Here is a 20,587-nt window from a genome sequence, read left to right on the forward strand (position 1 = left end):
CGACCACCGGCCGATCCTAGTTCGTGCGGAGGGTGCCCAGCCAATTGGCCAGCAGCCGGAGCCCGGCGGCCCCCGACTTCTCGGGGTGGAACTGCGTGGCCGAGAGCGGCCCGTTCTCGACCGCGGCGATGAAGGGGCCTCCGTGATCGGCCCAGGTGACCGCGGGACGCGGGAAGGGGGGCATGACATCGAGCGACCACTCGCGGGCGCCGTAGGAGTGCACGAAGTAGAAGCGCTCCTCGGCGATGCCGTCGAAGAGCACCGAGCCCTCGGGAGCGGAGACGGTGTTCCAGCCCATGTGCGGGACGACCTCGGCCGGGAGGAGGTCCACCGTCCCCGGCCACTCGCCCAGGCCCTCGCTCTCGACCCCGCGCTCGACGCCGCGCTCGAAGAGCACCTGCATCCCGACGCAGATGCCCAGGACGGGGCGCCCGCCGGCGAGGCGCTTCTCGATGATCTCGCCGCCGCGGGCGCGGGTCAGCGCCGACATCACGGCGTCGAAGGCGCCGACGCCGGGCACGAGGAGGCCGTCCGCCTCCAGCGCCCGCTGCCGGTCCCCCGTCAGCTCGACGTCGGCCCCGGCGAGCTCGAGCGCCTTGACGGCGGAGTGCACGTTCCCCGAGCCGTAGTCGTAGACCACGACGGAGGGGCGGGCCGAGCTCACAGCGCGCCCTTCGTCGACGGCACGCCGGGGACGAGCGGGTCGAGGGCCTTGGCCTGACGGAAGGCGCGGGCGAACGCCTTGAACTCCGCTTCGGCGATGTGGTGCGGGTCCCTGCCGCCGAGCACCGTGACGTGCACGGTGAGGCCGGCGTTGAACGCGATCGCCTCGAAGACGTGGCGCACCATCGACCCGGTGAAGTGGCCGCCGATCAGGTGCAGCGCGAAGCCCTCCGGCTCGCCGGTGTGCACGAGGTAGGGGCGCCCCGAGATGTCGACGACGGCCTGCACGAGCGCCTCGTCGAGGGGGACGAGCGCGTCGCCGAAGCGGGAGATCCCGGCCTTGTCGCCGAGCGCCTGACGGATGGCCGTGCCGAGCACGATGCCGATGTCCTCCGCGGTGTGGTGGATGTCGATCTCGATGTCGCCGCGGGCCCGGACGTGCAGGTCCGTGAGCGAGTGCTTCGCGAACGCCGTCAGCAGGTGGTCGAAGAAGGGCACGCCGGTCTCGAGATCGGCGACGCCCGTGCCGTCGAGGTCGAGGGAGAGCTCGATGCTCGACTCGCTGGTGGCACGGCTGAGGGAGGCGGTGCGCCCGGGTGCGGCGCTCGGGGAGGTCATGCCTCCCAGTCTATTCGCGCCGCGTCGCCGCCCCCGGGCGGAGCTCACTCGCGCGAGAGCGCCACCGTGGCGTCGGCCGACGGTGCGGGGAGGGAGGCGAGCGCCTCGAGGAACGCGGTCGTCTCCTCCTCGGTGCCGGCGCTGACACGGAGGTGGTTCGGGATGCCGACGTCGCGGATGAGGACGCCGTGGGCGAGCAGGCCCTCGAACATCGCGGCCGGATCCGCGACGCCGCCGAAGAGGACGAAGTTGCTGCCGGTCGTGTACGGGCGGTAGCCGAGGGCGCGCAGTCCGTCGATCATCCGGTCGCGCTGCACGATGATCTCGCCGACCATGGCGAGCATCTCGTCGGCGTGAGCGAGGGCGGCGGTCGCGGCGGCCTGGGTGAGGGCCGACAGGTGGTACGGGAGGCGGACGAGGCGGAGCGCGTCGATCACCGCGGGGTCGGCGGCGAGGTAGCCCAGGCGGACACCGGCGAAGGCGAAGGCCTTGCTCATGGTGCGGGACACGAGCAGGCGCGGTCGCCCGGGGAGGAGGCTCAGCGCGGTGGGCGCGCCCCTGCCGGCGAACTCGGCGTACGCCTCGTCGACGACGACGATGCCGTCGGTCGCGTCGTAGACAGCCTCGATCACGGCGAGGTCGAGCGGCGTCCCGGTCGGGTTGTTCGGAGCGCAGAGGAAGACGATGTCGGGCCGGGCCCGGCGCACCTGCTCCGCGGCGTACTCGGCTCCGATCTCGAACTCCGCCTCGCGCGGAGCGGGGATCCACTCCGTTCCGCTCCCCGACGCGAGGATCGAGTACATCGAATAGGTGGGCGCGAACCCCAGCAGCGAGCGCCCGGGACCGCCGAACGCCTGAAGGACGTGCTGGAGCACCTCGTTCGATCCGTTCGCAGCCCACACGCCGTCCGCGGTGAGCCCGTGACCGAGGTAGCCGGCGAGGGAGTCGCGCAGCTCTCGGAACTCGCGGTCGGGGTACCGGTTGACGGTGCGCAGCGCCTCCGTGACCCGCCCGACGATGTCGGCGATCACGTCGTCCGGGACCGGGTGGGTGTTCTCGTTGACGTTGAGGGCGACGGGCACGACCGCCTGGGGTGCACCGTACGGGTGCCTGCCTCGGAGGTCGTCGCGGAGGGGTAGGTCATCGAGAGTCGTCACCAGGGAATGGTAGCGAAGCACCCGGCGCGGACGTCCGGGCAGCCCGGCTCAGCGAGCGGTGTCGTACTCGGCCGGGACCGCGAGGCGCTGCCCGGGCTCGACGCCCGCGCTCGAGAGCTGGTTGAGGGAGAGGATGTCGTCGACCACGTCGCGCGGGTCCGCCTGCGGGGCGAGCTCCTCGGCGAGCGACCAGAGCGACTCGCCCGCGTGAACGGTGACGTACTGGAACTCGACCGCAGCGGCGTCGCTCGACGCGACCGCTCCACCGCCGTTGAGCCCGAAGGCGAAGGCGCCCGCCACGATCGGCAGGGCCCCCAGAGCGGCCACCACGGCGCGGCCGCGGCGCGTGAGGCGCAGACGGGTGCGAACGATCCGCGCTTCGCCGAACGCGTTCATCGGCTCGGGAGCGGACGGCAGTACCTCGACGGGCCGAGCCGCGGACGAGCGCTGGAGCGGGCGGGAGGTGAGCTGTGCGGTCATGGGATCGCTCCTTTCAACAGGGATTCGGGGAGGCCCTCGGCCGGGAGGGCCGCCCCGAACGCCTGTACCGAACATATCTTCGAACGACGGAGCGGTCAAGGGACCGTCCGGCTGATCCGCGGGCGGACACGCGCGCGACACACTCGAACGAATGTTCCGGGTCGTGAGTTCCGGCGGATACAGTTTCGAGAGCCTGGTCGTAGTAGAGCAGCGACCACCGACATTCCTTGTCGGGTCGCGACCGGGCGGGCGCGCACGCGGCGTGCGCACCGGGAAGAGGGAGCATCGTGAGCGACGCGCAGAGGGCCGGGACCCCGGCCGCCAAGACGAAGGCGGCCGCAGGCCGCCGCCGGAAGAGCCTGAGCGCCAAGCAGCTCGCGATCCTCGACGCGATCCAGCGCTCGGTGTCGAGCCGCGGCTACCCGCCGAGCATGCGCGAGATCGGCGACGCGGTCGGCCTCGCCTCGCTGTCGAGCGTCACCCACCAGCTCAACCAGCTCGAGCTCAGCGGCTACCTGCGCCGTGACCCGAACCGGCCCCGCGCCCTCGAGATCCTCATCGACGTCCCCAGCTCGACGGAGGACGACGGGTCGTTCGAGTCGACCGCGACGGTCGGCGACGCGGCGATGGTCCCCCTCGTCGGCCGGATCGCGGCGGGCGTGCCGATCATGGCCGACCAGCAGATCGACGAGGTGTTCCCGCTTCCCCGGCAGCTCGTCGGCAAGGGCGAGCTCTTCATGCTCAAGGTCGTCGGCGAGTCGATGATCGACGCCGCGATCTGCGACGGCGACTGGGTCGTGGTCCGCTCGCAGCGCACCGCCGAGAACGGCGAGATCGTGGCGGCCATGCTCGACGGCGAGGCCACCGTCAAGGTGCTGCGCCAGCGCGACGGCCACACCTGGCTGCTGCCCCGCAACTCCAACTTCGAGCCGATCCTCGGCGACGAGGCAGAGGTGCTCGGGAAGATCGTGGCGGTCCTCCGCTCGGTCTGACACCGGGCGTGCAGGAGGGGCCCGACCGGCGTGCAGCCGGTCGGGCCCCTCCTGCATTCGACGGGCACGGGCGATCGGGGCGCGCGCCCCTCCGTCGCGGTCACGGGAAGGCGGAGGAGAGCTGCCGACACGAGATCGCCGAACCCTCCGACCTCCGGAGCGGGTCGATGATGCGGGACGCCGCTCCCCCTCCCGGATGCGCCGAGCGCCCGCCGCCCGGACGGGGAGACAGGCGCTCGGGTGGTGGCGATCAGGCCTGGACGGCCGCGCGCGGAACCGCGAAGTCGGTGAGCGAGCCCGCCAGGTCGGCGTGCACGAGGGCGACCACGTGGGTGCCGCCCTCGACGTACTGCGTCGACAGGATCCGGCCGCTGCGGTGCAGATGCGAGATCACGTCGCCCCGGTCGTACGGCACGAGCAGATCGATCTCGACGTCCGGCTCGGGCAGGATCTCGGCGATCCGCGCCTCCAGCTCGTCGATGCCCTCGCCGCTGCGCGCCGACACGAAGACCGCGTCGGGAGCGAGACCGCGCAGCACCAGCCGCGTGCCCTCGTCCACCAGATCGGCCTTGTTGAAGGCGATGATCTCGGGGATGCTGCGGGCGCCCACCTCGCCGATCACGTCGCGCACGGTGGCGATCTGCCCGGCCGGATCGGGGTGGGAGGCGTCCACGACGTGGACGATCACATCGGAGTCCGCGACCTCCTCGAGCGTCGACCGGAAGGCCTCGACGAGCTGGTGCGGAAGCGCTCGCACGAAGCCGACCGTGTCGGCGAGCGTGTAGAGGCGCCCGTCCTTCGTCTGGGCCTTGCGGACGGTGGCGTCGAGGGTCGCGAAGAGTGAGTTCTCGACGAGGACGCCCGCGTGCGTCATCCGGTTCAGCAGGCTCGACTTGCCGGCGTTCGTGTACCCCGCGATCGCCACCGAGGGGACGGCGTTGCGCTTGCGGTTCGCGCGCTTGGCCTCGCGGGCGGGCTTCATCGCCGTGATCTGCTTGCGCAGGCGCGCCATGCGGGTGTGGATGCGGCGACGATCGAGCTCGATCTTCGTCTCACCCGGACCGCGCGAGCCCATTCCGGCTCCCGCGCCCACCTGACCGCCGGCCTGGCGGGACATCGACTCGCCCCAGCCGCGCAGTCGCGGGAGCAGGTACTCGAGCTGCGCGAGCTCGACCTGCGCCTTGCCCTCGCGGCTCTTCGCGTGCTGGCTGAAGATGTCGAGGATCACCGCGGTGCGGTCGATCACCTTGACCTTCACCACGTCCTCCAGCGCGCGGCGCTGGCTCGGTGCGAGCTCGGTGTCGGCGACGACCGTGTCCGCACCGAGGGCCGCGACGAGCCCCGCGAGCTCCTGGGCCTTGCCCTTGCCGAGGTAGGTGCTCGGATCGGGGTGCGGGCGGCGCTGGAGCAGGCCGTCGAGGACCGTCGCTCCCGCCGTCTCCGCGAGCGCTGCGAGCTCGTGCAGCGAGTTCTCCGCGTCCTCCAGAGAGTTCTGCGAGTACACGCCGATGAGCACGACGTTCTCCAGGCGCAGCTGGCGGTACTCGACCTCCGTCACGTCCTCGAGCTCGGTCGAGAGGCCGGCGACGCGTCGCAGCGCCTGCCGGTCGTCGCGGTCGAACTGCTCGCCGTCGCTGTTCTCGCCCTCGTGGCCGGCGCTCTGCAGCGCCTGGGCTCCACCCGCGACGAAGCGCGAGTACCCTGCCGAACGCGACTGCGCGTTCGCCAGGACCCTCGAGACGACGTCCACGGCCTCGGTCGTGTCGGTCTCGTTCAGGTCTTCCGTCATCCGGATAACACTAACTCCTCAGGTCTTGATAGGTTCACTTCTCATGGCCGCCGAGCACTACTTCTCGAGTACTCCCGACGGCGTCCTCCGGCCCCGCAGGATCCAGGCCCGCCTGGCCGGCCGCGACCTCGAGGTCACGACGGCAGGAGGGATGTTCAGCCCCGGTCACGTCGATCTCGGCACACGCGTCCTGCTGGACGCGGTGCCAGACGCCCCCGCTGACGGGGACCTGCTGGACCTCGGCTGCGGCTGGGGCCCGATCGCCCTCGCGCTCGCCCTCGCCTCCCCCGACGCCCGGGTGTGGGCGGTCGACGTCAACCAGCGGGCGCTCGAGCTGGTCCGTCGCAACTGCGAGGAACTCGGCGTCCTCAATGTCAACGCCGTGCTGCCCGAGGATGTTCCCGACGACGTCCGCTTCCGCACGGTGTGGTCGAACCCGCCGATCCGCATCGGCAAGGAGGAGCTGCACCTCCTGCTCGAGCGCTGGCTGCCGCGGCTCGAGGAGGGCGCGGACGCCTGGCTCGTCGTGCAGCGCAACCTCGGCTCAGACTCGCTCCAGACCTGGCTGGGCGCCGCGTTCGCCGGGCGGCTCGACGTGGAGCGCGTCTCCTCGGCGAAGGGCTTCCGCGTGCTCCGGGCGACCCGCCTGGCCTGACCGGGTCCTCAGTCGATCCGGATCGTCCCGGTGAAGACGAGGTCGGCCGGGCCGGAGAGCCCGACGTGCTCGCCCTCCTCCGCCGCGAACATCGTCACGCCGAGCGTGCCGCCCGGGACCTCCACGCGCCAGGCCTGCGGAGCGCGGGCTCCCGCCCAGTAGCGCACCGCCAGTGCCGCCGCTGCGGCACCCGTGCCGCAGCTCAGGGTCTCGCCGCTGCCGCGCTCGTGCACGCGCATCCGGATCCGCCCGATGCCGTCGTGGACCAGGGGCTCGCCGGGTACCACGAACTCGACGTTCGCGCCGTCCTCGGGCTCCGGGTCGAGCTGCGGGATGTAGGAGAGGTCGGCGGAGTCGAGCTCCTCGTCGTTGCTGAGGGCGACGACCACGTGCGGATTGCCGAGGTCGATCCCCAGACCGGGGCGCGCGACCTTGAGCTCCTTCGCCCGCACCAGGGGCTCGCCGCCCGCCAGCTCCCAGCGGCCGAGGTCGACCTGGAACCCGGCACCACTGCGGGTCACGTCGCGGACGCCGGCGCGGGTGCCGATCGGGAGGGTGTCGCCGGGCTCGAGCGTCGCCAGGCCGCCCGCGAGCAGGAACGCGGCGTAGACGCGGATGCCGTTGCCGCACATCTCGGCGATCGAGCCGTCGGCGTTGCGGTAGTCCATGAACCACTCCGCCTCGCTCTCCTCGGCCAGGGCCGCGGCACCCTCCGGGATCGCGCGGGAGCGGACGGCACGGATGACGCCGTCGGCGCCGACGCCGAAGTGGCGGTCGCAGATCATCGCGATCTGCGCGGGCGAGAGGTCGACCTCACCGTCCGGGTCGCTGAAGAGCACGAAGTCGTTGCCGGTGCCCTGGCCCTTGGTGAAGTGCAGCTCGATCGTCATGGCGCACAGCCTAGCGAGGAGCGGGAGAGGCGGCCTGGGCGGCGGCGTGCGCCCGCGACACCAGGTCCGGCGCGTCGTACGGGAGCCGGTGGGCGCCGGCGTAGCGCCGGAACCAGCTGTTCTGCCGGCGTGCGTAGCGGCGCGTGAGCGCCTGCGTCGCCGCGATCGCCTCGTCCTCGCGGAGGACGCCGGCACGCTGGGCGAGCGCCTGGGCGTACCCGATGGCCCGCCCCGCGGTGACTCCGAGCTCCAGGCCGAGGGGGACGAGCCGCTCGACCTCGTCGAGCATTCCCGCCGCCCACATCCGCTCCACCCGCCGGTCGAGGCGCTGCACCAGCTCCTCCCGCGGAGCCTCGAGGAACAGGAGGGAGGCGGGGCGCCACGGAACCGGCTCGTCGGACATCAGCGCGCTGTGCGTGCTCCCGCCGGTGAGCTCCGCGATCTCGAGCGCGCGGACGATGCGCCGGGCGTTGTGCGGACCGATCCGCTCGGCCACTCCGGCGTCGATCCGGCGCAACCGCTCGACGAGGGCGCCCAGGCCCTCCCGCTCGGCGGTCTCCTCGAGCCGGCGCCGGACGGCCGGGTCGGCGCCCGCGAACGAGAACTCGAAGACGACGCTGGAGACGTACAGACCGGAGCCCCCGACGAGGATCGGCGTCGCCCCGCGCGCCAGCACGCTCTCGATCACGCGCCGCGCCTCGCTCTGATAGCGGGCGACCGACGCCTCCTCCGTCACGTCGAGGACGTCGAGCAGGTGGTGCGGGACGCCCCGACGCTCGTCGGCGGGCAGCTTCGCGGTGCCGATGTCCATCCCGCGGTAGAGCTGCATCGCGTCGGCGTTCACGATCTCAGCGGCGCCGCCGTCCTGCCGGATCGCCTCGGCGAGATCGAGCGAGAGGTCGGACTTGCCCGTGCCGGTCGCGCCGACGACCGCGATCAGCTCCGGCGCGGTATCGGGGGCTCCGGTCTCAGCGCTCGCCATCGAGGGCGTCGTAGATCGGCGTCGTCAGCGTGCCGGCGTCGCGCACGCGCAGCGACGGCAGGCCCAGCGAGACCCGGGGCGCCCCGCTCGCGCCCGGGGCGGCCGGAACTCCGCAGGACTCGGTCTGCGCCCGGTCCCAGGCGTCGCCCGCGCGGGTGCGGCGGATGCGGAGCGGCGCGCCGTCGGGCGAATCCGCCAGGAGGTAGAAGGGGGCGGCACGGGTGACCCGGACGGAGACCACGTCTCCGGGACGCGGCTGCTCGGAGCCCTCGGGCACGTCGAAGTGCACCAGACGGCTGTCCTCGGCGCGTCCGCTCAGCCGGTGCGTCTCCGTGTCGCGGCGGCCCTCGCCGGTCGCGACGAGGACCTCGACCTCTCGGCCGACGACGGTGCAGTTCTCGTGCTCGCTGATCGCGTCCTGCAGGGCGACGAGCCGCTCGTAACGCTCCTGGACGACCGCCTTGGGGATCTGGTCGGGCAGCGTCGCGGCCGGGGTGCCGGGCCGGACGGAGTACTGGAAGGTGAAGGCGGAGGCGAAGCGGGCCGCCTCGACCACCCGCAGGGTCTCCTGGAAGTCGGCCTCCGTCTCGCCGGGGAAGCCCACGATGATGTCGGTGCTGATTGCCGCGTGCGGGATGCGATCACGCACCCGGTCGAGGATCCCGAGGAACTTCTCGGAGCGGTAGGAGCGGCGCATCGCTTTGAGGACGCGGTCGGAGCCGGACTGGAGCGGCATGTGCAGCTGCGGCATCACCGCCGGCGTCTCGGCCATGGCGTCGATCACGTCGTCGGTGAAGGCCGCGGGATGGGGGCTCGTGAAGCGGATCCGCTCGAGCCCGTCGATGGTGCCCGCCGCGCGGAGCAGCTTCGAGAACGCCTGGCGATCGCCGAACTCGACGCCGTAGGAGTTCACGTTCTGGCCGAGAAGGGTGACCTCGATCGCGCCGTCGTCCACGAGCGCCTGGATCTCGGCGAGCACGTCGCCGGGGCGCCGGTCCTTCTCCTTGCCTCGGAGCGAGGGGACGATGCAGAAGGTGCAGGTGTTGTTGCAGCCGACCGAGATCGAGACCCAGCCGCTGTAGGTCGAGTCGCGCTTCGTGGGGAGCGTGGAGGGGAAGACATCGAGCGATTCGAGGATCTCGAGCTGCGCCTCGTCGTTGTGGCGGGCGCGCTCGAGCAGGCTCGGGAGGGCGCCCATGTTGTGCGTGCCGAAGACCACGTCGACCCACGGGGCACGGTCGAGGATGACGTTCTTGTCCTTCTGCGCGAGACAGCCGCCGACCGCGATCTGCATCCCCTCGTGTCGGCGCTTCACCGACGCGAGGTGGCCGAGGTTGCCGTAGAGCTTGTTGTCGGCGTTCTCGCGCACCGCGCAGGTGTTGATCACGACGACGTCGGCCTCGGCTCCATCGGCGGACACGTAGCCCGCCGCCTCGAGCGAACCGCTCAGCCGCTCGGAGTCGTGCACGTTCATCTGGCACCCGAACGTACGGACCTCGTAGGTCCTCGGCCGGGTCTCGGCGACGGGCGACGGGGCGGTACCGAGCGTGCTCATGGTGTGGGATTCTACGCTCCGGTCGGACCGCTCCCGGCCCGCCGTGTCAGCGGAAGCGGACGCTCGACCCCGGCTTGCGGATCGTCTCGCGGACGACGCGCTGCACGAGTCCGCCGGCGTAGCCGCGGCGCGCGAGGAATCCCGTGAGCCGGCGCTCGGCGACCTCGTCGGAGAGAGAGCGCAGGCTCGGCAGGCGCTTGCGCGCGAGCTCGAGCGCCGTGCGGTACTCGTCGTCGCCGTCCAGCTCGTCGAGCGCTGACGCGATCGCCTCGGGGTCGATCTTCCGCGCGCGCAGCTCCTGCTGGATGGAGGAGCGGCCGAGCTTCTTGCGGTCACGGAGCGAGACGACCAGCTGCTCCGCCATGCGGAGGTCGTCGAGGTAGCCGAAGCGCGTGAAGCGCTCGAGGATCTCGAGGGCGTCCTTCTCGGCGACGCCCTCCGTGTAGAGGCGCGCCTCGACCTCGGCGACCGAGAGGCTCTTGCGGGAGAGCCCCCGTACGATCCGATCCGCGACCTGCTCGGGATCGATCTCCTCCGGGATCTCGATCGCGTCGTCGTCGTCCGCGTTCTCGACGAACGCCGGCGCGCGCCGGGCGACATGAGCCGAGAGCTCGGCGATCCGCTCGGAGGCCGGAGACGCGGCGCCCCCGACGGCGGAGCCTTCCAACTCGCCTGCGGCCGCCCCGGGAGCACTGGTACGCGGCGTTCCGGCTCCGGACGGATCCGGAAGCGACCCGGCCCCGTCGGCGTCCGGCGCCGCCGGAGCCCAGCCCTCGTCGCCCGCCGCACCCCGGTCGACCCAGGGCAGGAAGGCCACGGGGCGGCCCTTCGCCCCCTCCGCGGCCTTCTCCGCCACGGGCTAGGCGCCCTTGCGCACGGGCTGCTTGGTCTCGATCGCGACCGGCGCGGCCTCGACGGCCGCGTTCGGGTCGACGATCACGCCGAGCTTGACCAGGATGCGCTTCTCGATCTCGGCGGCCACATCGGGGTTGTCGATGAGGAACTGGCGCGCCTTCTCCTTGCCCTGGCCGAGCTGGTCGCCGTCGTAGGTGTACCAGGCGCCCGACTTGCGGACGATCTCGTGCTCGACACCGAAGTCGATCAGGCTGCCCTCGCGGGAGATGCCGACGCCGTAGAGGATGTCGAACTCGGCCTGCTTGAAGGGCGGGGCCATCTTGTTCTTCACGACCTTGACGCGGGTGCGGTTGCCGACCGCGTCGGTGCCGTCCTTCAGCGTCTCGATGCGGCGGATGTCGAGGCGGACCGACGCGTAGAACTTGAGCGCCTTGCCGCCCGCCGTGGTCTCGGGGCTTCCGAAGAAGACGCCGATCTTCTCGCGCAGCTGGTTGATGAAGATCATCGTGGTGTTCGTGGTGTTCAGTCCGCCGGTCAGCTTGCGCAGCGCCTGGGACATGAGGCGCGCCTGCAGGCCGACGTGGGAGTCGCCCATCTCGCCCTCGATCTCGGCACGCGGCACGAGGGCCGCGACGGAGTCGATCACGATGAGGTCGATCGAGCCCGAGCGCACGAGCATGTCGGCGATCTCGAGCGCCTGCTCTCCGGTGTCGGGCTGCGACACGAGGAGGGAGTCGATGTCGACGCCGAGCTTCTTGGCGTACTCGGGGTCGAGCGCGTGCTCCGCGTCGATGAAGGCGGCGATGCCGCCGTTGCGCTGCGCGTTCGCGATCGCGTGCAACGTGAGGGTGGTCTTTCCGGAGGACTCGGGGCCGTAGATCTCGACGATGCGGCCACGCGGGAGCCCGCCGATCCCGAGCGCGACGTCGAGCGCGATCGAACCGGTCTGGATCACCTCGACGGGAGCGCGGTCGTCGCTTCCGAGGCGCATGACGGCGCCCTTGCCGAACTGGCGGTCGATCTGGGCGAGTGCGGTCTCGAGGGACTTCTCGCGGTCGGAGGAACTGGGCATGGCCGTCTCGCTCTCGTGTTCGTGGTGGTGTCGCCTACAGGCTGTCGCGACATGCCGGCGGCTGTCGGAGTGACAGTGCCGGCCGGCTGCGACAAGGCGGTGAAGCAGGTCCGTTCAGGTGTCTCCGACGGTACGCCCGACCACCGACATCGGGGCCGAGCGAGAGCGACTCCGTGGAGACGGGGCCGATCCTGCTTCTGTGAAGGAGCCTAGACCCGTTCGAACACGGATTCGAGCAAGAGCCTTCGGCGTGTCGAACACGGCTTCGGCGACGGGAGCTTCAGCGGTGGCGCTTCCGCGCATCCACGCCGTGCCAGCGGGCCTCCGGGACGTCGTTGGCGCGGCAGAGGGCGAGCCAGACCTCGCGCGGCTCCGCTCCGTCCGCGAGGGCGCGCTCGGCGGTGCGGCCCCCGAGCTCGGTCAGCACGAGGTCCGAGACCAGGACACGGGCGTACGCGCCGCCGAACTCGTCGTCCACCAGCTGCCGGAACTCGCTCAAGCGCATGCGTCCACGGTAGCCGCTGCCCGGAGGCCGCACTCCCCGGGAACGCCGAAGGGCGCCCGGCCGGAGCCTGGGCGCCCTTCGCGTGGAACGGGTGCGGTGAGTGGAGGGGACGGAATCCGACTACTGCGTGACGAGGTCCGCGTCGAAGCCGGCGACCATGTCGGCCGGGATGGTGTCGGGGATGGTGTCGATGCCCTCGATGACGGCGAGACGATCGCCGACCTCGCGCATGATCACCGAGATGGGGGTGTCGAGGGCGTCGGCGACAGAGGCGAGGATCTCCGAGGAGGCCTCCTTCTGACCGCGTTCGACCTCGCTCAGGTAGCCGAGCGCAACGCTCGCCTTGCTCGCCACCTGACGGAGCGTACGACCTTTCTGCAGGCGAAAGTCCCTGAGGACATCGCCGATCTCCTGACGAACTAGAACCACTGGACCCTCCTTCTCCACGTCAACCGCATGTCGTGCACCTGCACCGCGAACACGAGCGCCGGAGATTCCGGAGCGGATGATCGGGGGGCTGGGACGAGAGAACCGGATAGCTGTTCACTACCCGGTTCGTATGGTGTCGACTCTAATACCGGATGACTGGACTTTGCGTGTGAGCGACACCAGTTGTAACCGGGCCGCAATGCGGCGCATTCCGATTCCCGGAGGGCCCTCGCTGGGTATCCGCCTCATGCGCCGCGGGAGATCAGCTCCGCACCGAGGGCGAGGGCCGCGTCGACCGAGGCGGCGCGGATCGCGGCGCGGTCGCCGTCGAACCGGTGCTCGCGGACCAGCTCGTCTTCGCCGAGGACGGCCGCCACGAAGACGGTGCCGACGGCCGCATCCCCCTGCGGATCCGGACCGGCGACCCCCGTCGTCGCCAGGCCGAGCGTCGGACGCCCGTCGGCTGCGAGCCGCGAGGACGCTCCGCGCGCCATCTGCACGGCAACCCCGGGATCGACGGGACCCCGCTCGCCGAGGACGCGCGCGTCGACCCCGAGGAGCCGGTCCTTGAGGTCGGTGGCATAGCTCACCACTCCCCCGCGGTACACGGCGGAGGCGCCGGGCACCTCCACGAGGGCGGAGCTGAGCGCGCCGCCGGTGAGCGACTCCGCGACGGCGAGGTCGACACCCCGCCGCCGGAGCTCGGCGATCAGCTGCGCGGCCGTCACCGCGTCGACCGGGCGGCCCGGCTCTGGCGGGCGGCGTCGGCGAGGTAGTCGATCCCGGTGGCGACCGTGAGCACCACCGCGGCCGTCATCGTGATCCCGTTCAGCCAGTGGACCCACTCGCCGAGGACGGCCCAGAGCGGCAGCAGAGCGAGGGAGATCGCGATCGACTGCACGATCGTCTTGAGCTTGCCGCCCCGTGACGCCGGGATCACCCGGTCCGAGAGCACGGCCATCCGGAAGACGGTGATGCCGATCTCGCGCACCAGGATGACGATCGTCACCCACCACGGCAGCTCCGCGAGGATCGAGAGCCCGACGAGCGCCGCACCGGTCAGCACCTTGTCGGCGATCGGATCCAGGAGCTTGCCGAGATCGGTCACGAGGCCCCGGCTCCGGGCGATGTGCCCGTCGATGCCGTCCGTGGCGATCGCGACGATGAAGAGGAGCGCCGCGGCGATCCGGATCCCGCCGTCCTGCCCCCCGTCGGCCAGCAGGAGCCAGAAGAAGACGGGCGCCAGCAGGATCCGGAGGACCGTGATCGCGTTCGGCAGGTTCCAGTTGCCCGACGCGGCCGGAGCCGGTGCGGTGGGGTTCGTCATCGTGCTCCGCCGTTCCTCGCAGTGCGGGCGACCGGGACGGTCACTCGCGTCCCGTCAGCGTCCAGGCGTCCTCGCCGGACCCCTCGTCGTCGTCGTGGTAGTCGGTGGCGGCGGGCCCGGTCGGCTCGGCCAGCGGATCCGCGTACGGGTCCGGGGCGACCGAGGACGGCGCGGCCGGCCCCTCGCCCGGGTCCTCGCCGCGCATCCGCGCGAGGACGCCCGGCAGCTGCTCGGCGGTGACCAGCACGTCGCGAGCCTTCGACCCCTCGGAGGGGCCGACGACCTCGCGCGACTCGAGCAGGTCCATCAGCCGGCCGGCCTTGGCGAAGCCGACGCGGAGCTTGCGCTGCAGCATCGAGGTCGAGCCGAACTGCGTGCTGACGACGAGCTCGGCCGCCGCGACCAGCAGCTCGAGGTCGTCCCCGATGTCGGAGTCGATCTCCTTGCGCTGCGCCTGCACGGTGATGTCCTGGCGGTACTCGGGCTGCGCCTGACGGGTGACGTGCTCGACGACCTTCGCGATCTCGTCCTCGCGGACCCAGGCGCCCTGGACGCGCATCGGCTTGTTGGTGCCCATGGGGAGGAAGAGGCCGTCGCCCTGCCCGATGAGCTTGTCGGCTCCCGGCTGGTCGAGGATGACCCGCGAGTCCGTCACGCTGGTCACCGCGAAGGCGAGGCGGCTGGGCACGTTCGCCTTGATGAGGCCGGTCACCACGTCGACGCTCGGCCGCTGCGTGGCCAGCACGAGGTGGATGCCCGAGGCGCGCGCGAGCTGGGTGATGCGCACGATCGAGTCCTCGACGTCGCGCGGGGCGACCATCATCAGGTCGGCGAGCTCGTCGACCACCACGAGGAGGTACGGGTACGGCTTGAGGACGCGGCTGCTGCCCGCGGGGAGCTTGATCTCGACCGCGCGGACGGCCGCGTTGAAGTCGTCGATGTGGCGGAACCCGAACGACGCGAGGTCGTCGTAGCGCATGTCCATCTCCTTCACGACCCACTGCAGCGCCTCGGCGGCCTTCTTGGGGTTCGTGATGATCGGAGTGATCAGGTGCGGCACTCCGCCGTAGATGGTGAGCTCCACGCGCTTGGGGTCGATCAGGACCATGCGCACGTCCTGCGGACGCGCGCGCATGAGCAGGCTCGTGATCATCGAGTTGACGAAGCTGGACTTGCCGGAGCCGGTGGAGCCGGCGACCAGGAGGTGCGGCATCTTGGCGAGGTTCGCCACGACGTAGCCGCCCTCGACGTCCTTGCCGACGCCGATGGTCATCGGGTGCGTGGACGTCGTCGAGGCCGGCGAGCGGAGGACGTCGCCCAGCGAGACGATCTCGCGGTCCGTGTTGGGGATCTCGACGCCGATCGCGCTCTTGCCCGGGATCGGGGAGAGGATCCGGACCTCGTTGCTGGCGACGGCGTAGGAGAGGTTCTTGCTGAGCGCGGTGACGCGCTCGACCTTGACGCCGGGGCCGAGCTCGATCTCGTAGCGGGTGACGGTCGGGCCGCGGGAGAAGCCGGTGACCGTCGCGTCCACGTTGAACTGCTGCAGCACCTCGGTGATGGCGCGGACCATCTCGTCGTTGGCCGCCGAGCGCGCCTTGGAGGGCGTGCCCGTCGAGAGGGCGGCCGCCGAGGGGAGGCGGTACGGCGCGTCGTCCTCGAACGAGGAGTCGAAGCCGGTAGTCGGATCCTCCTCGGCGAGGGGCGCGATCGGGCCGGTCTCGATGACGGGCGGGATCGGGACGGCGGGCGCCACGTCGAGGCGGTCGAGCCGGATGACCTCGGTCGCGTCGTCGTCGACCACTCCGGTCGCGCCGCGGGGAGCGCCCGTCTGCTCGAAGCGGGCGAGCGCGGCCTCGGCGGTCTCGGCCTCCGCCAGCACCTCGGTGGCGTAGGAGCGGGTCGGCGGGTGGGCCTCGTCGTCGCGCTCCTCGAGCGCGGTGTCGAAGCCCTTCGCGCGGCCGCGGGCGGGCGCGGTGCCCTCGAGCACCTCGGTGAAGGAGTCGATCGGGAGCTCGGTCTGCACGGTCGGCTCGTCCTCGCGCCCGGACTCGGTGCGCCGCCACCAGGGCAGCTCTCCGCCGTCCTGCTGCGCGTCCTCCTCCTGCTCGGCCTCCGCCTTCGCCGCGGCCTTGGCGGCGGCCCGCTCGGCCTTGAGGCGGGCGCGCTCCTCGTCGTCGAGAACGGGGGCGCCGAAGAGGTAGCCGTAGAGCTCCCGCGAGCGCGCGCCGATGCGGTTCGGCGGCGTCTTGGTGATGATGAACAGCGACAGCAGGATCACGAGCGACAGCAGCACGGTCGCGCCGGGGACGGTGGCGATCGCCGCGAGCGGAGCGCCTACCAGCCAGCCGAGGACGCCTCCCGCTGCCGCCATGGTCTCGATTCCCTGGCCGGGCTGCGGCAGGCCGAGGTGCGCGTGGCAGATGCCGGCGGAGGCGACGAGCAGCGTGATGACGCCCACGCCGATCCGCCCGTTGTCGTCGACGGACCGGGGGTGCCGGAAGAGCCAGAGGGAGAAGAGGAGAAGGACGACCGGCAGCACGTAGGCGACCCGGCCGAAGAAGCCGCCGAAGCTCCACGCGTCGAGCACCAGGGCGACCGGGTCGGTCGCGAGGAACCACTCGACGACCGCGCCCGCGACGGCCAGCAGCAGCAGCAGGAAGGGGACGCCGTCGCGGCGCTCCTCCTTCGCCAGCCGCTCGGGACCGAGGGCGCGCGCTGCGCCGCCCGCGAGGTGGGCCAGCGCCATCCAGAGCCGCACGGCGGGGTTGGTGCGCGGGGCGGACTCGAAGGCCACCGTCTTCGTCTCGGCGGCCGCCTTGCCCGAGCCCCGGCCGGATCGCGGCGCGCCGGAGCGCGGAGTCGCGCTGCCGCGCCCGCGCGAGGTCGTCTTGGTACTGGTCGCCATGAGGCCACCGTACCTGCCGCCCCCGTCAGGGCCGGTGACCCGCGCCGCGACGGCAGGCGCCGATCCGCCGCCGGCCGGGAGGCTCAGGCCTCGATGACGAGCGGCACGATCATGGGCCGGCGGCGGTAGGAGGTGTTGACCCAGCGGCCGACGACGCGACGGACGGCCTGCGAGAGCGCGTGCTGATCGCTCGCCCCGTTCCGCACCGCCTCCTCGAGCGCGGCCGCGATCCGCGGCTTGACCTCGTCGAAGACGCTGTCGTCCTCCGCGAAGCCCTTCGCGTGGATCTCGGGGCCGACGACGATCCGCCCCGTGCCCGCCTCGACCACCACGATGATCGAGATGAAGCCCTCCTCGCCGAGGATCCGCCGGTCCTTGAGGTCGGCGTCGGTGATCTCGCCCACCGACGATCCGTCGACGTAGACGAACCCCAGATCGAGCCGTCCGACGACGGTCGCCCTGCCGTCGAGCAGGTCGATCACGGTGCCGTCCTCGGCGATGATCGTGTTCTCCTCCGCGATCCCGGTCTCACGCGCGAGCTGCGCGTTCGCGACCAGGTGCCGGTACTCGCCGTGCACCGGCATCACGTTCAGCGGCTTGAGGATGTTGTAGCAGTAGAGGAGCTCGCCGGCCGCGGCGTGCCCGGACACGTGCACCTTCGCGTTGCCCTTGTGCACGACGGTCGCTCCGAGCCGCGTGAGCCCGTTGATGACCCGGTACACCGCGTTCTCGTTGCCGGGGATGAGACTGGAGGCGAGGATCACGGTGTCGCCCTCCCCCGGCTCGATCTGGTGATCGAGGTTGGCCATCCGGCTGAGGACGGCCATCGGCTCGCCCTGCGACCCGGTGGACATGTAGACGATCCTGTCCTCGGGGACGTCGCCCGACTTCTTCATGTCGACCAGGACTCCCGGAGGGACGTGCAGGTAGCCGAGATCCGCGGCGATGCGCATGTTGCGGACCATGGAGCGGCCGAGCAGCGCCACGCGGCGGCCCGTGGCGTGGGCCGCGTCGAGCACCTGCTGCACCCGGTGCACGTGGCTGGAGAAGCTCGCGACGATGACGCGGCGGGTCGCCCTGGCCATGACGCTCTCGATGACCGGGCCGATGTCGCGCTCGCTCGGCGTGAAGCCGGGGACGTCGGCGTTGGTGGAGTCGACCATGAACAGGTCGACTCCCTCCTCGCCGAGGCGGGCGAAGGCGCGCAGGTCGGTGATCCGGCCGTCGAGCGGCAGCTGGTCCATCTTGAAGTCGCCGGTGTGCAGCACCGAGCCCGCGTCGGTGACGATCGACACGGCCAGCGCGTCCGGGATCGAGTGGTTCACGGCGACGAACTCGAGCTCGAAGGGCCCGAGGTTCTCGACGTCGCCCTCCTTCACCGTGAGCGTGTACGGCGTGATCCGGTGCTCCTTGAGCTTCGCCTCGACGAGGGCGAGCGTGAGGGTGGAGCCGATCAGCGGGATGTCGCGCTTCAGGCGGAGCAGGTAGGGGACGGCGCCGATGTGGTCCTCGTGGCCGTGGGTGAGGACCACTCCGACGATGTCGTCGAGCCTGTCCCGGATGGGCGTGAAGTCCGGGAGGATCAGGTCGACGCCCGGCTGGTCCTCCTCCGGGAAGAGCACGCCGCAGTCGACGACCAGGAGCCTGCCGTCGATCTCGAAGACGGTCATGTTGCGGCCGATCTCGCCGAGGCCGCCGAGGGGGATGATCCGGAGCGTTCCCGGAGCGAGCGGGGCGGGGATGATCACGGGACCGGGCATGCGCCCTCCTTCTCCAGCGGTGCTTTCTCGGGACGTGCCGCTCGGGCTCAGCGGGTGGTGCCGGCGACCTTCGGGAGGGCGCCGCCGGCCGCGGCGTTGCGGTCGGGCCGGAAGTTGCGGAAGTCGACGCCCGGGATGTCGCGGACCAGGCCGAGCTCGTCCTCGATGAGCGCCGCCTCCGACTCCTCCGGGCCGACCAGGGGCAGCCGCACGCGCGGCGAGGAGATGCGGCCGAGGCCGTGCAGGATGTACTTCGCGGCGACGGTCCCGGGGACGTGCGTCATCACGGCGCGCACGAGCGGCTCGAGCTGCTGGTGCGCGCGGGTGGCCGCGTGGAGGTCGCCCGCGTTCACCGCGTCGACGATCGTGCGGTACGGCGCGGCGGCGATGTTCGCGGTGACGCCGATGAGCCCCGTGGCGCCGATGGCGAGCTCGGGGAGCACGTTCGCGTCGTCGCCGCAGAAGTACATCAGGTCGGTCTGGTTGAGCACGCGGCTGACCTCGGAGAGATCGCCCTTCGCGTCCTTCACGGCCAGGATGTTCGGGTGCTTGGCCGCCCGCAGGATCGTCTCGTAGCGGATCGGCACGCCGGTGCGGCCGGGGATGTCGTAAAGGATGACCGGCAGGTCCGTCGCATCCGCGATCATCCGGAAGTGGGTGAGCACGCCCGCCTGCGTGGGCTTGTTGTAGTACGGGGTGACGATCATGTTGCCGTCGGCGCCGGCCTTCTCGCTCTGACGCGCGAGCTGCATGGCGTGGGCGGTCTCGTTCGAGCCGCCTCCCGTGATGATCTTCGCGCGGCCCCCGGCGACCGAGCGGCCGACCTCGACGAGGCGGATCTTCTCCGGGTCGGTCAGGGTGCTGGTCTCACCCGTGGTCCCGGTGACCACGATGCCGTCCGCGCCCGCTGCGATGCAGTCGTCGATGTGCTTCTCGACACCGGGCCAGTCGACCTCGCCGTCGGCGGTGAACGGGGTGACCAGGGCGACCAGGACCTGGCCGAAGGGATTCTCCGGAGTTGACACGCTGCCAGGGTAGCGGGTCGCCGCCGCGCCGCCGGGAGGAGCTTCCCGGAGCCGCCCGCGCGGACGGCAGCAGGCGATCGGGCGGGACGGCCCGCTCGTCCTCGCCGGGCGGCGGGCTACGGGGCGACGCGGCCGTTCGCTGTGAAGGCGGCGGCCGTGAGGGGCATCAGCTCCTGGAAGTGCGTCTCCATCTGCTCGGCCGCCATCTCGATCTCGCGCTGCGGGAAGGAGGGGAACGTCGAGTCCTCGCGCTTGGTGCGCAGGGAGAGGAAGTTCATCAGCGAGCGGGCGTTGAGCGTGACGTACATCGACGAGTAGATGTTCAGCGGAAGGACGATCCGGGCGACCTCGCGGGCGACGCCCTCGCCGAGCATCCGCCGGTACGACTCGTAGGCCTGCGTGCTGACGCGGCGCGTCTCCTCGGCGACGAGCTCGGCCTGCTCCGCGGTGCCGGGCTCGAAGGAGTAGGCGCCGGGCTTGCCTACCTGCACGAGGTTGCGCCGGGGGCCGGGCACGTAGAAGACCGGACGGAGCTCGCGGTAGCGACCCGACTCCTCGTTGTAGGAGGCGATGCGGTGCCGCATGAACTCGCGGAAGACGAAGATCGGCGCCTGCACGTAGAAGGTCATCGAGTTGTGCTCGAACGGCGAGCCGTGGCGGTCGCGCATGAGGTAGTTGATCAGGCCGCGGTCGCGCTTGCGCTGCAGCTCGGCGTCGGACTCCTCGCCGTCGAGCGCCTCGGCGAGCGTCTTCTCGCCCTGGGTCGAGACGCGGGCCGCGAACAGCACGTCGGAGTCGTGGGCGCTCGCGCGGACCAGCTCGACGACGACATCGCTGCGGAAGACGGGACTACTCGGGTCTGCGCTGAGGCTGCTCTGTTCGGTCACGGATCGAACCTAGACCACGCTCCGACCGCGGCCGTCGT

General features: G+C 71.5%; 20 protein-coding genes. 2 read left to right on the top strand and 18 right to left on the bottom strand.

What is annotated here, in order from left to right; all coding sequences use genetic code 11:
- Window positions 1–16: 16 nt before the first annotated feature.
- Genes hisH through C5D04_RS03295 form a run of 4 tightly spaced genes read right to left on the bottom strand, consistent with a single transcriptional unit; the run spans window position 17 to window position 2,918 of the window.
- On the bottom strand, window positions 17–664 hold the full coding sequence (gene hisH / locus C5D04_RS03280) for an imidazole glycerol phosphate synthase subunit HisH (protein ID WP_104224485.1): 648 nt from the start codon (window positions 662–664) through the stop codon (window positions 17–19).
- Complete coding sequence (hisB, locus tag C5D04_RS03285; protein ID WP_104347229.1) at window positions 661–1,281, bottom strand: imidazoleglycerol-phosphate dehydratase HisB; 621 nt, start codon at window positions 1,279–1,281, stop codon at window positions 661–663. Before hisB ends, hisH begins: the two co-directional genes overlap by 4 nt.
- A 44-nt stretch (window positions 1,282–1,325) precedes the next feature.
- Window positions 1,326–2,438 (bottom strand): histidinol-phosphate transaminase, encoded by a 1,113-nt coding sequence (locus C5D04_RS03290; protein ID WP_181137663.1) that lies wholly within the window; start codon window positions 2,436–2,438, stop codon window positions 1,326–1,328.
- Between the two features lie 48 nt (window positions 2,439–2,486).
- Window positions 2,487–2,918, bottom strand: a complete 432-nt coding sequence (locus C5D04_RS03295; RefSeq protein ID WP_308470901.1) for a LysM peptidoglycan-binding domain-containing protein — start codon at window positions 2,916–2,918, stop codon at window positions 2,487–2,489.
- A gap of 287 nt (window positions 2,919–3,205) precedes the next feature.
- On the opposite strand from C5D04_RS03295, the gene lexA reads away from it, so the two are divergent.
- Window positions 3,206–3,910: a transcriptional repressor LexA gene (gene lexA, locus C5D04_RS03300; RefSeq protein WP_104224482.1), complete on the top strand. Its 705-nt coding sequence runs from the start codon at window positions 3,206–3,208 to the stop codon at window positions 3,908–3,910.
- A 250-nt stretch (window positions 3,911–4,160) separates the two neighbouring features.
- Here the strand turns inward: lexA and hflX are convergent, their stop codons facing one another.
- Window positions 4,161–5,699 carry a GTPase HflX gene (hflX, locus tag C5D04_RS03305; protein WP_104347230.1) on the bottom strand — a complete coding sequence of 513 codons (1,539 nt, stop codon included), beginning with the start codon at window positions 5,697–5,699 and terminating at the stop codon, window positions 4,161–4,163.
- A gap of 43 nt (window positions 5,700–5,742) precedes the next feature.
- On the opposite strand from hflX, the gene C5D04_RS03310 reads away from it, so the two are divergent.
- Complete coding sequence (locus C5D04_RS03310) at window positions 5,743–6,354, top strand: class I SAM-dependent methyltransferase (protein WP_104347231.1); 612 nt, start codon at window positions 5,743–5,745, stop codon at window positions 6,352–6,354.
- An 8-nt stretch (window positions 6,355–6,362) separates the two neighbouring features.
- Here the strand turns inward: C5D04_RS03310 and dapF are convergent, their stop codons facing one another.
- The 13 genes from dapF to thyX form a co-directional block, all read right to left on the bottom strand.
- Window positions 6,363–7,244 (bottom strand): diaminopimelate epimerase, encoded by an 882-nt coding sequence (dapF, locus tag C5D04_RS03315; protein ID WP_104313480.1) that lies wholly within the window; start codon window positions 7,242–7,244, stop codon window positions 6,363–6,365.
- A gap of 10 nt (window positions 7,245–7,254) precedes the next feature.
- Window positions 7,255–8,226, bottom strand: coding sequence for a tRNA (adenosine(37)-N6)-dimethylallyltransferase MiaA (gene miaA, locus C5D04_RS03320; protein WP_104347232.1), 972 nt, complete (start codon window positions 8,224–8,226; stop codon window positions 7,255–7,257).
- Window positions 8,213–9,781: a tRNA (N6-isopentenyl adenosine(37)-C2)-methylthiotransferase MiaB gene (gene miaB, locus C5D04_RS03325; RefSeq protein WP_104347233.1), complete on the bottom strand. Its 1,569-nt coding sequence runs from the start codon at window positions 9,779–9,781 to the stop codon at window positions 8,213–8,215. The genes miaA and miaB overlap by 14 nt, the downstream gene beginning before the upstream one ends.
- A gap of 46 nt (window positions 9,782–9,827) precedes the next feature.
- Window positions 9,828–10,598: a regulatory protein RecX gene (locus C5D04_RS03330; RefSeq protein ID WP_181137664.1), complete on the bottom strand. Its 771-nt coding sequence runs from the start codon at window positions 10,596–10,598 to the stop codon at window positions 9,828–9,830.
- 42 nt (window positions 10,599–10,640) lie between these two features.
- A complete protein-coding gene (gene recA, locus C5D04_RS03335) occupies window positions 10,641–11,708 on the bottom strand; it encodes a recombinase RecA (protein ID WP_104224475.1) in 1,068 nt (355 codons plus the stop codon).
- A 280-nt stretch (window positions 11,709–11,988) separates the two neighbouring features.
- Window positions 11,989–12,213 (bottom strand): DUF3046 domain-containing protein, encoded by a 225-nt coding sequence (locus tag C5D04_RS03340; protein ID WP_104295167.1) that lies wholly within the window; start codon window positions 12,211–12,213, stop codon window positions 11,989–11,991.
- 120 nt (window positions 12,214–12,333) lie between these two features.
- Window positions 12,334–12,642 carry a helix-turn-helix domain-containing protein gene (locus C5D04_RS03345; protein WP_068207524.1) on the bottom strand — a complete coding sequence of 103 codons (309 nt, stop codon included), beginning with the start codon at window positions 12,640–12,642 and terminating at the stop codon, window positions 12,334–12,336.
- Window positions 12,643–12,887: 245 nt separating this feature from the next.
- Window positions 12,888–13,370, bottom strand: coding sequence for a CinA family protein (locus tag C5D04_RS03350; protein ID WP_104224473.1), 483 nt, complete (start codon window positions 13,368–13,370; stop codon window positions 12,888–12,890).
- Entirely contained in the window at window positions 13,367–13,969 is a 603-nt protein-coding gene (gene pgsA, locus C5D04_RS03355; RefSeq protein ID WP_104347235.1) for a CDP-diacylglycerol--glycerol-3-phosphate 3-phosphatidyltransferase, read from the bottom strand. Before pgsA ends, C5D04_RS03350 begins: the two co-directional genes overlap by 4 nt.
- Window positions 13,970–14,009: 40 nt before the next feature.
- On the bottom strand, window positions 14,010–16,877 hold the full coding sequence (locus tag C5D04_RS03360; RefSeq protein ID WP_104347236.1) for a DNA translocase FtsK: 2,868 nt from the start codon (window positions 16,875–16,877) through the stop codon (window positions 14,010–14,012).
- An 83-nt stretch (window positions 16,878–16,960) separates the two neighbouring features.
- Window positions 16,961–18,637 carry a ribonuclease J gene (locus C5D04_RS03365; protein ID WP_104224470.1) on the bottom strand — a complete coding sequence of 559 codons (1,677 nt, stop codon included), beginning with the start codon at window positions 18,635–18,637 and terminating at the stop codon, window positions 16,961–16,963.
- A gap of 47 nt (window positions 18,638–18,684) precedes the next feature.
- On the bottom strand, window positions 18,685–19,662 hold the full coding sequence (dapA, locus tag C5D04_RS03370; protein WP_104224469.1) for a 4-hydroxy-tetrahydrodipicolinate synthase: 978 nt from the start codon (window positions 19,660–19,662) through the stop codon (window positions 18,685–18,687).
- Window positions 19,663–19,778: 116 nt separating this feature from the next.
- Window positions 19,779–20,549: an FAD-dependent thymidylate synthase gene (gene thyX, locus C5D04_RS03375; RefSeq protein ID WP_104226301.1), complete on the bottom strand. Its 771-nt coding sequence runs from the start codon at window positions 20,547–20,549 to the stop codon at window positions 19,779–19,781.
- Window positions 20,550–20,587: the final 38 nt, after the last annotated feature.

The sequence above is a fragment of the Rathayibacter sp. AY1D2 genome (genome assembly GCF_002932695.1).
Taxonomy (GTDB): Bacteria; Actinomycetota; Actinomycetes; order Actinomycetales; family Microbacteriaceae; genus Rathayibacter.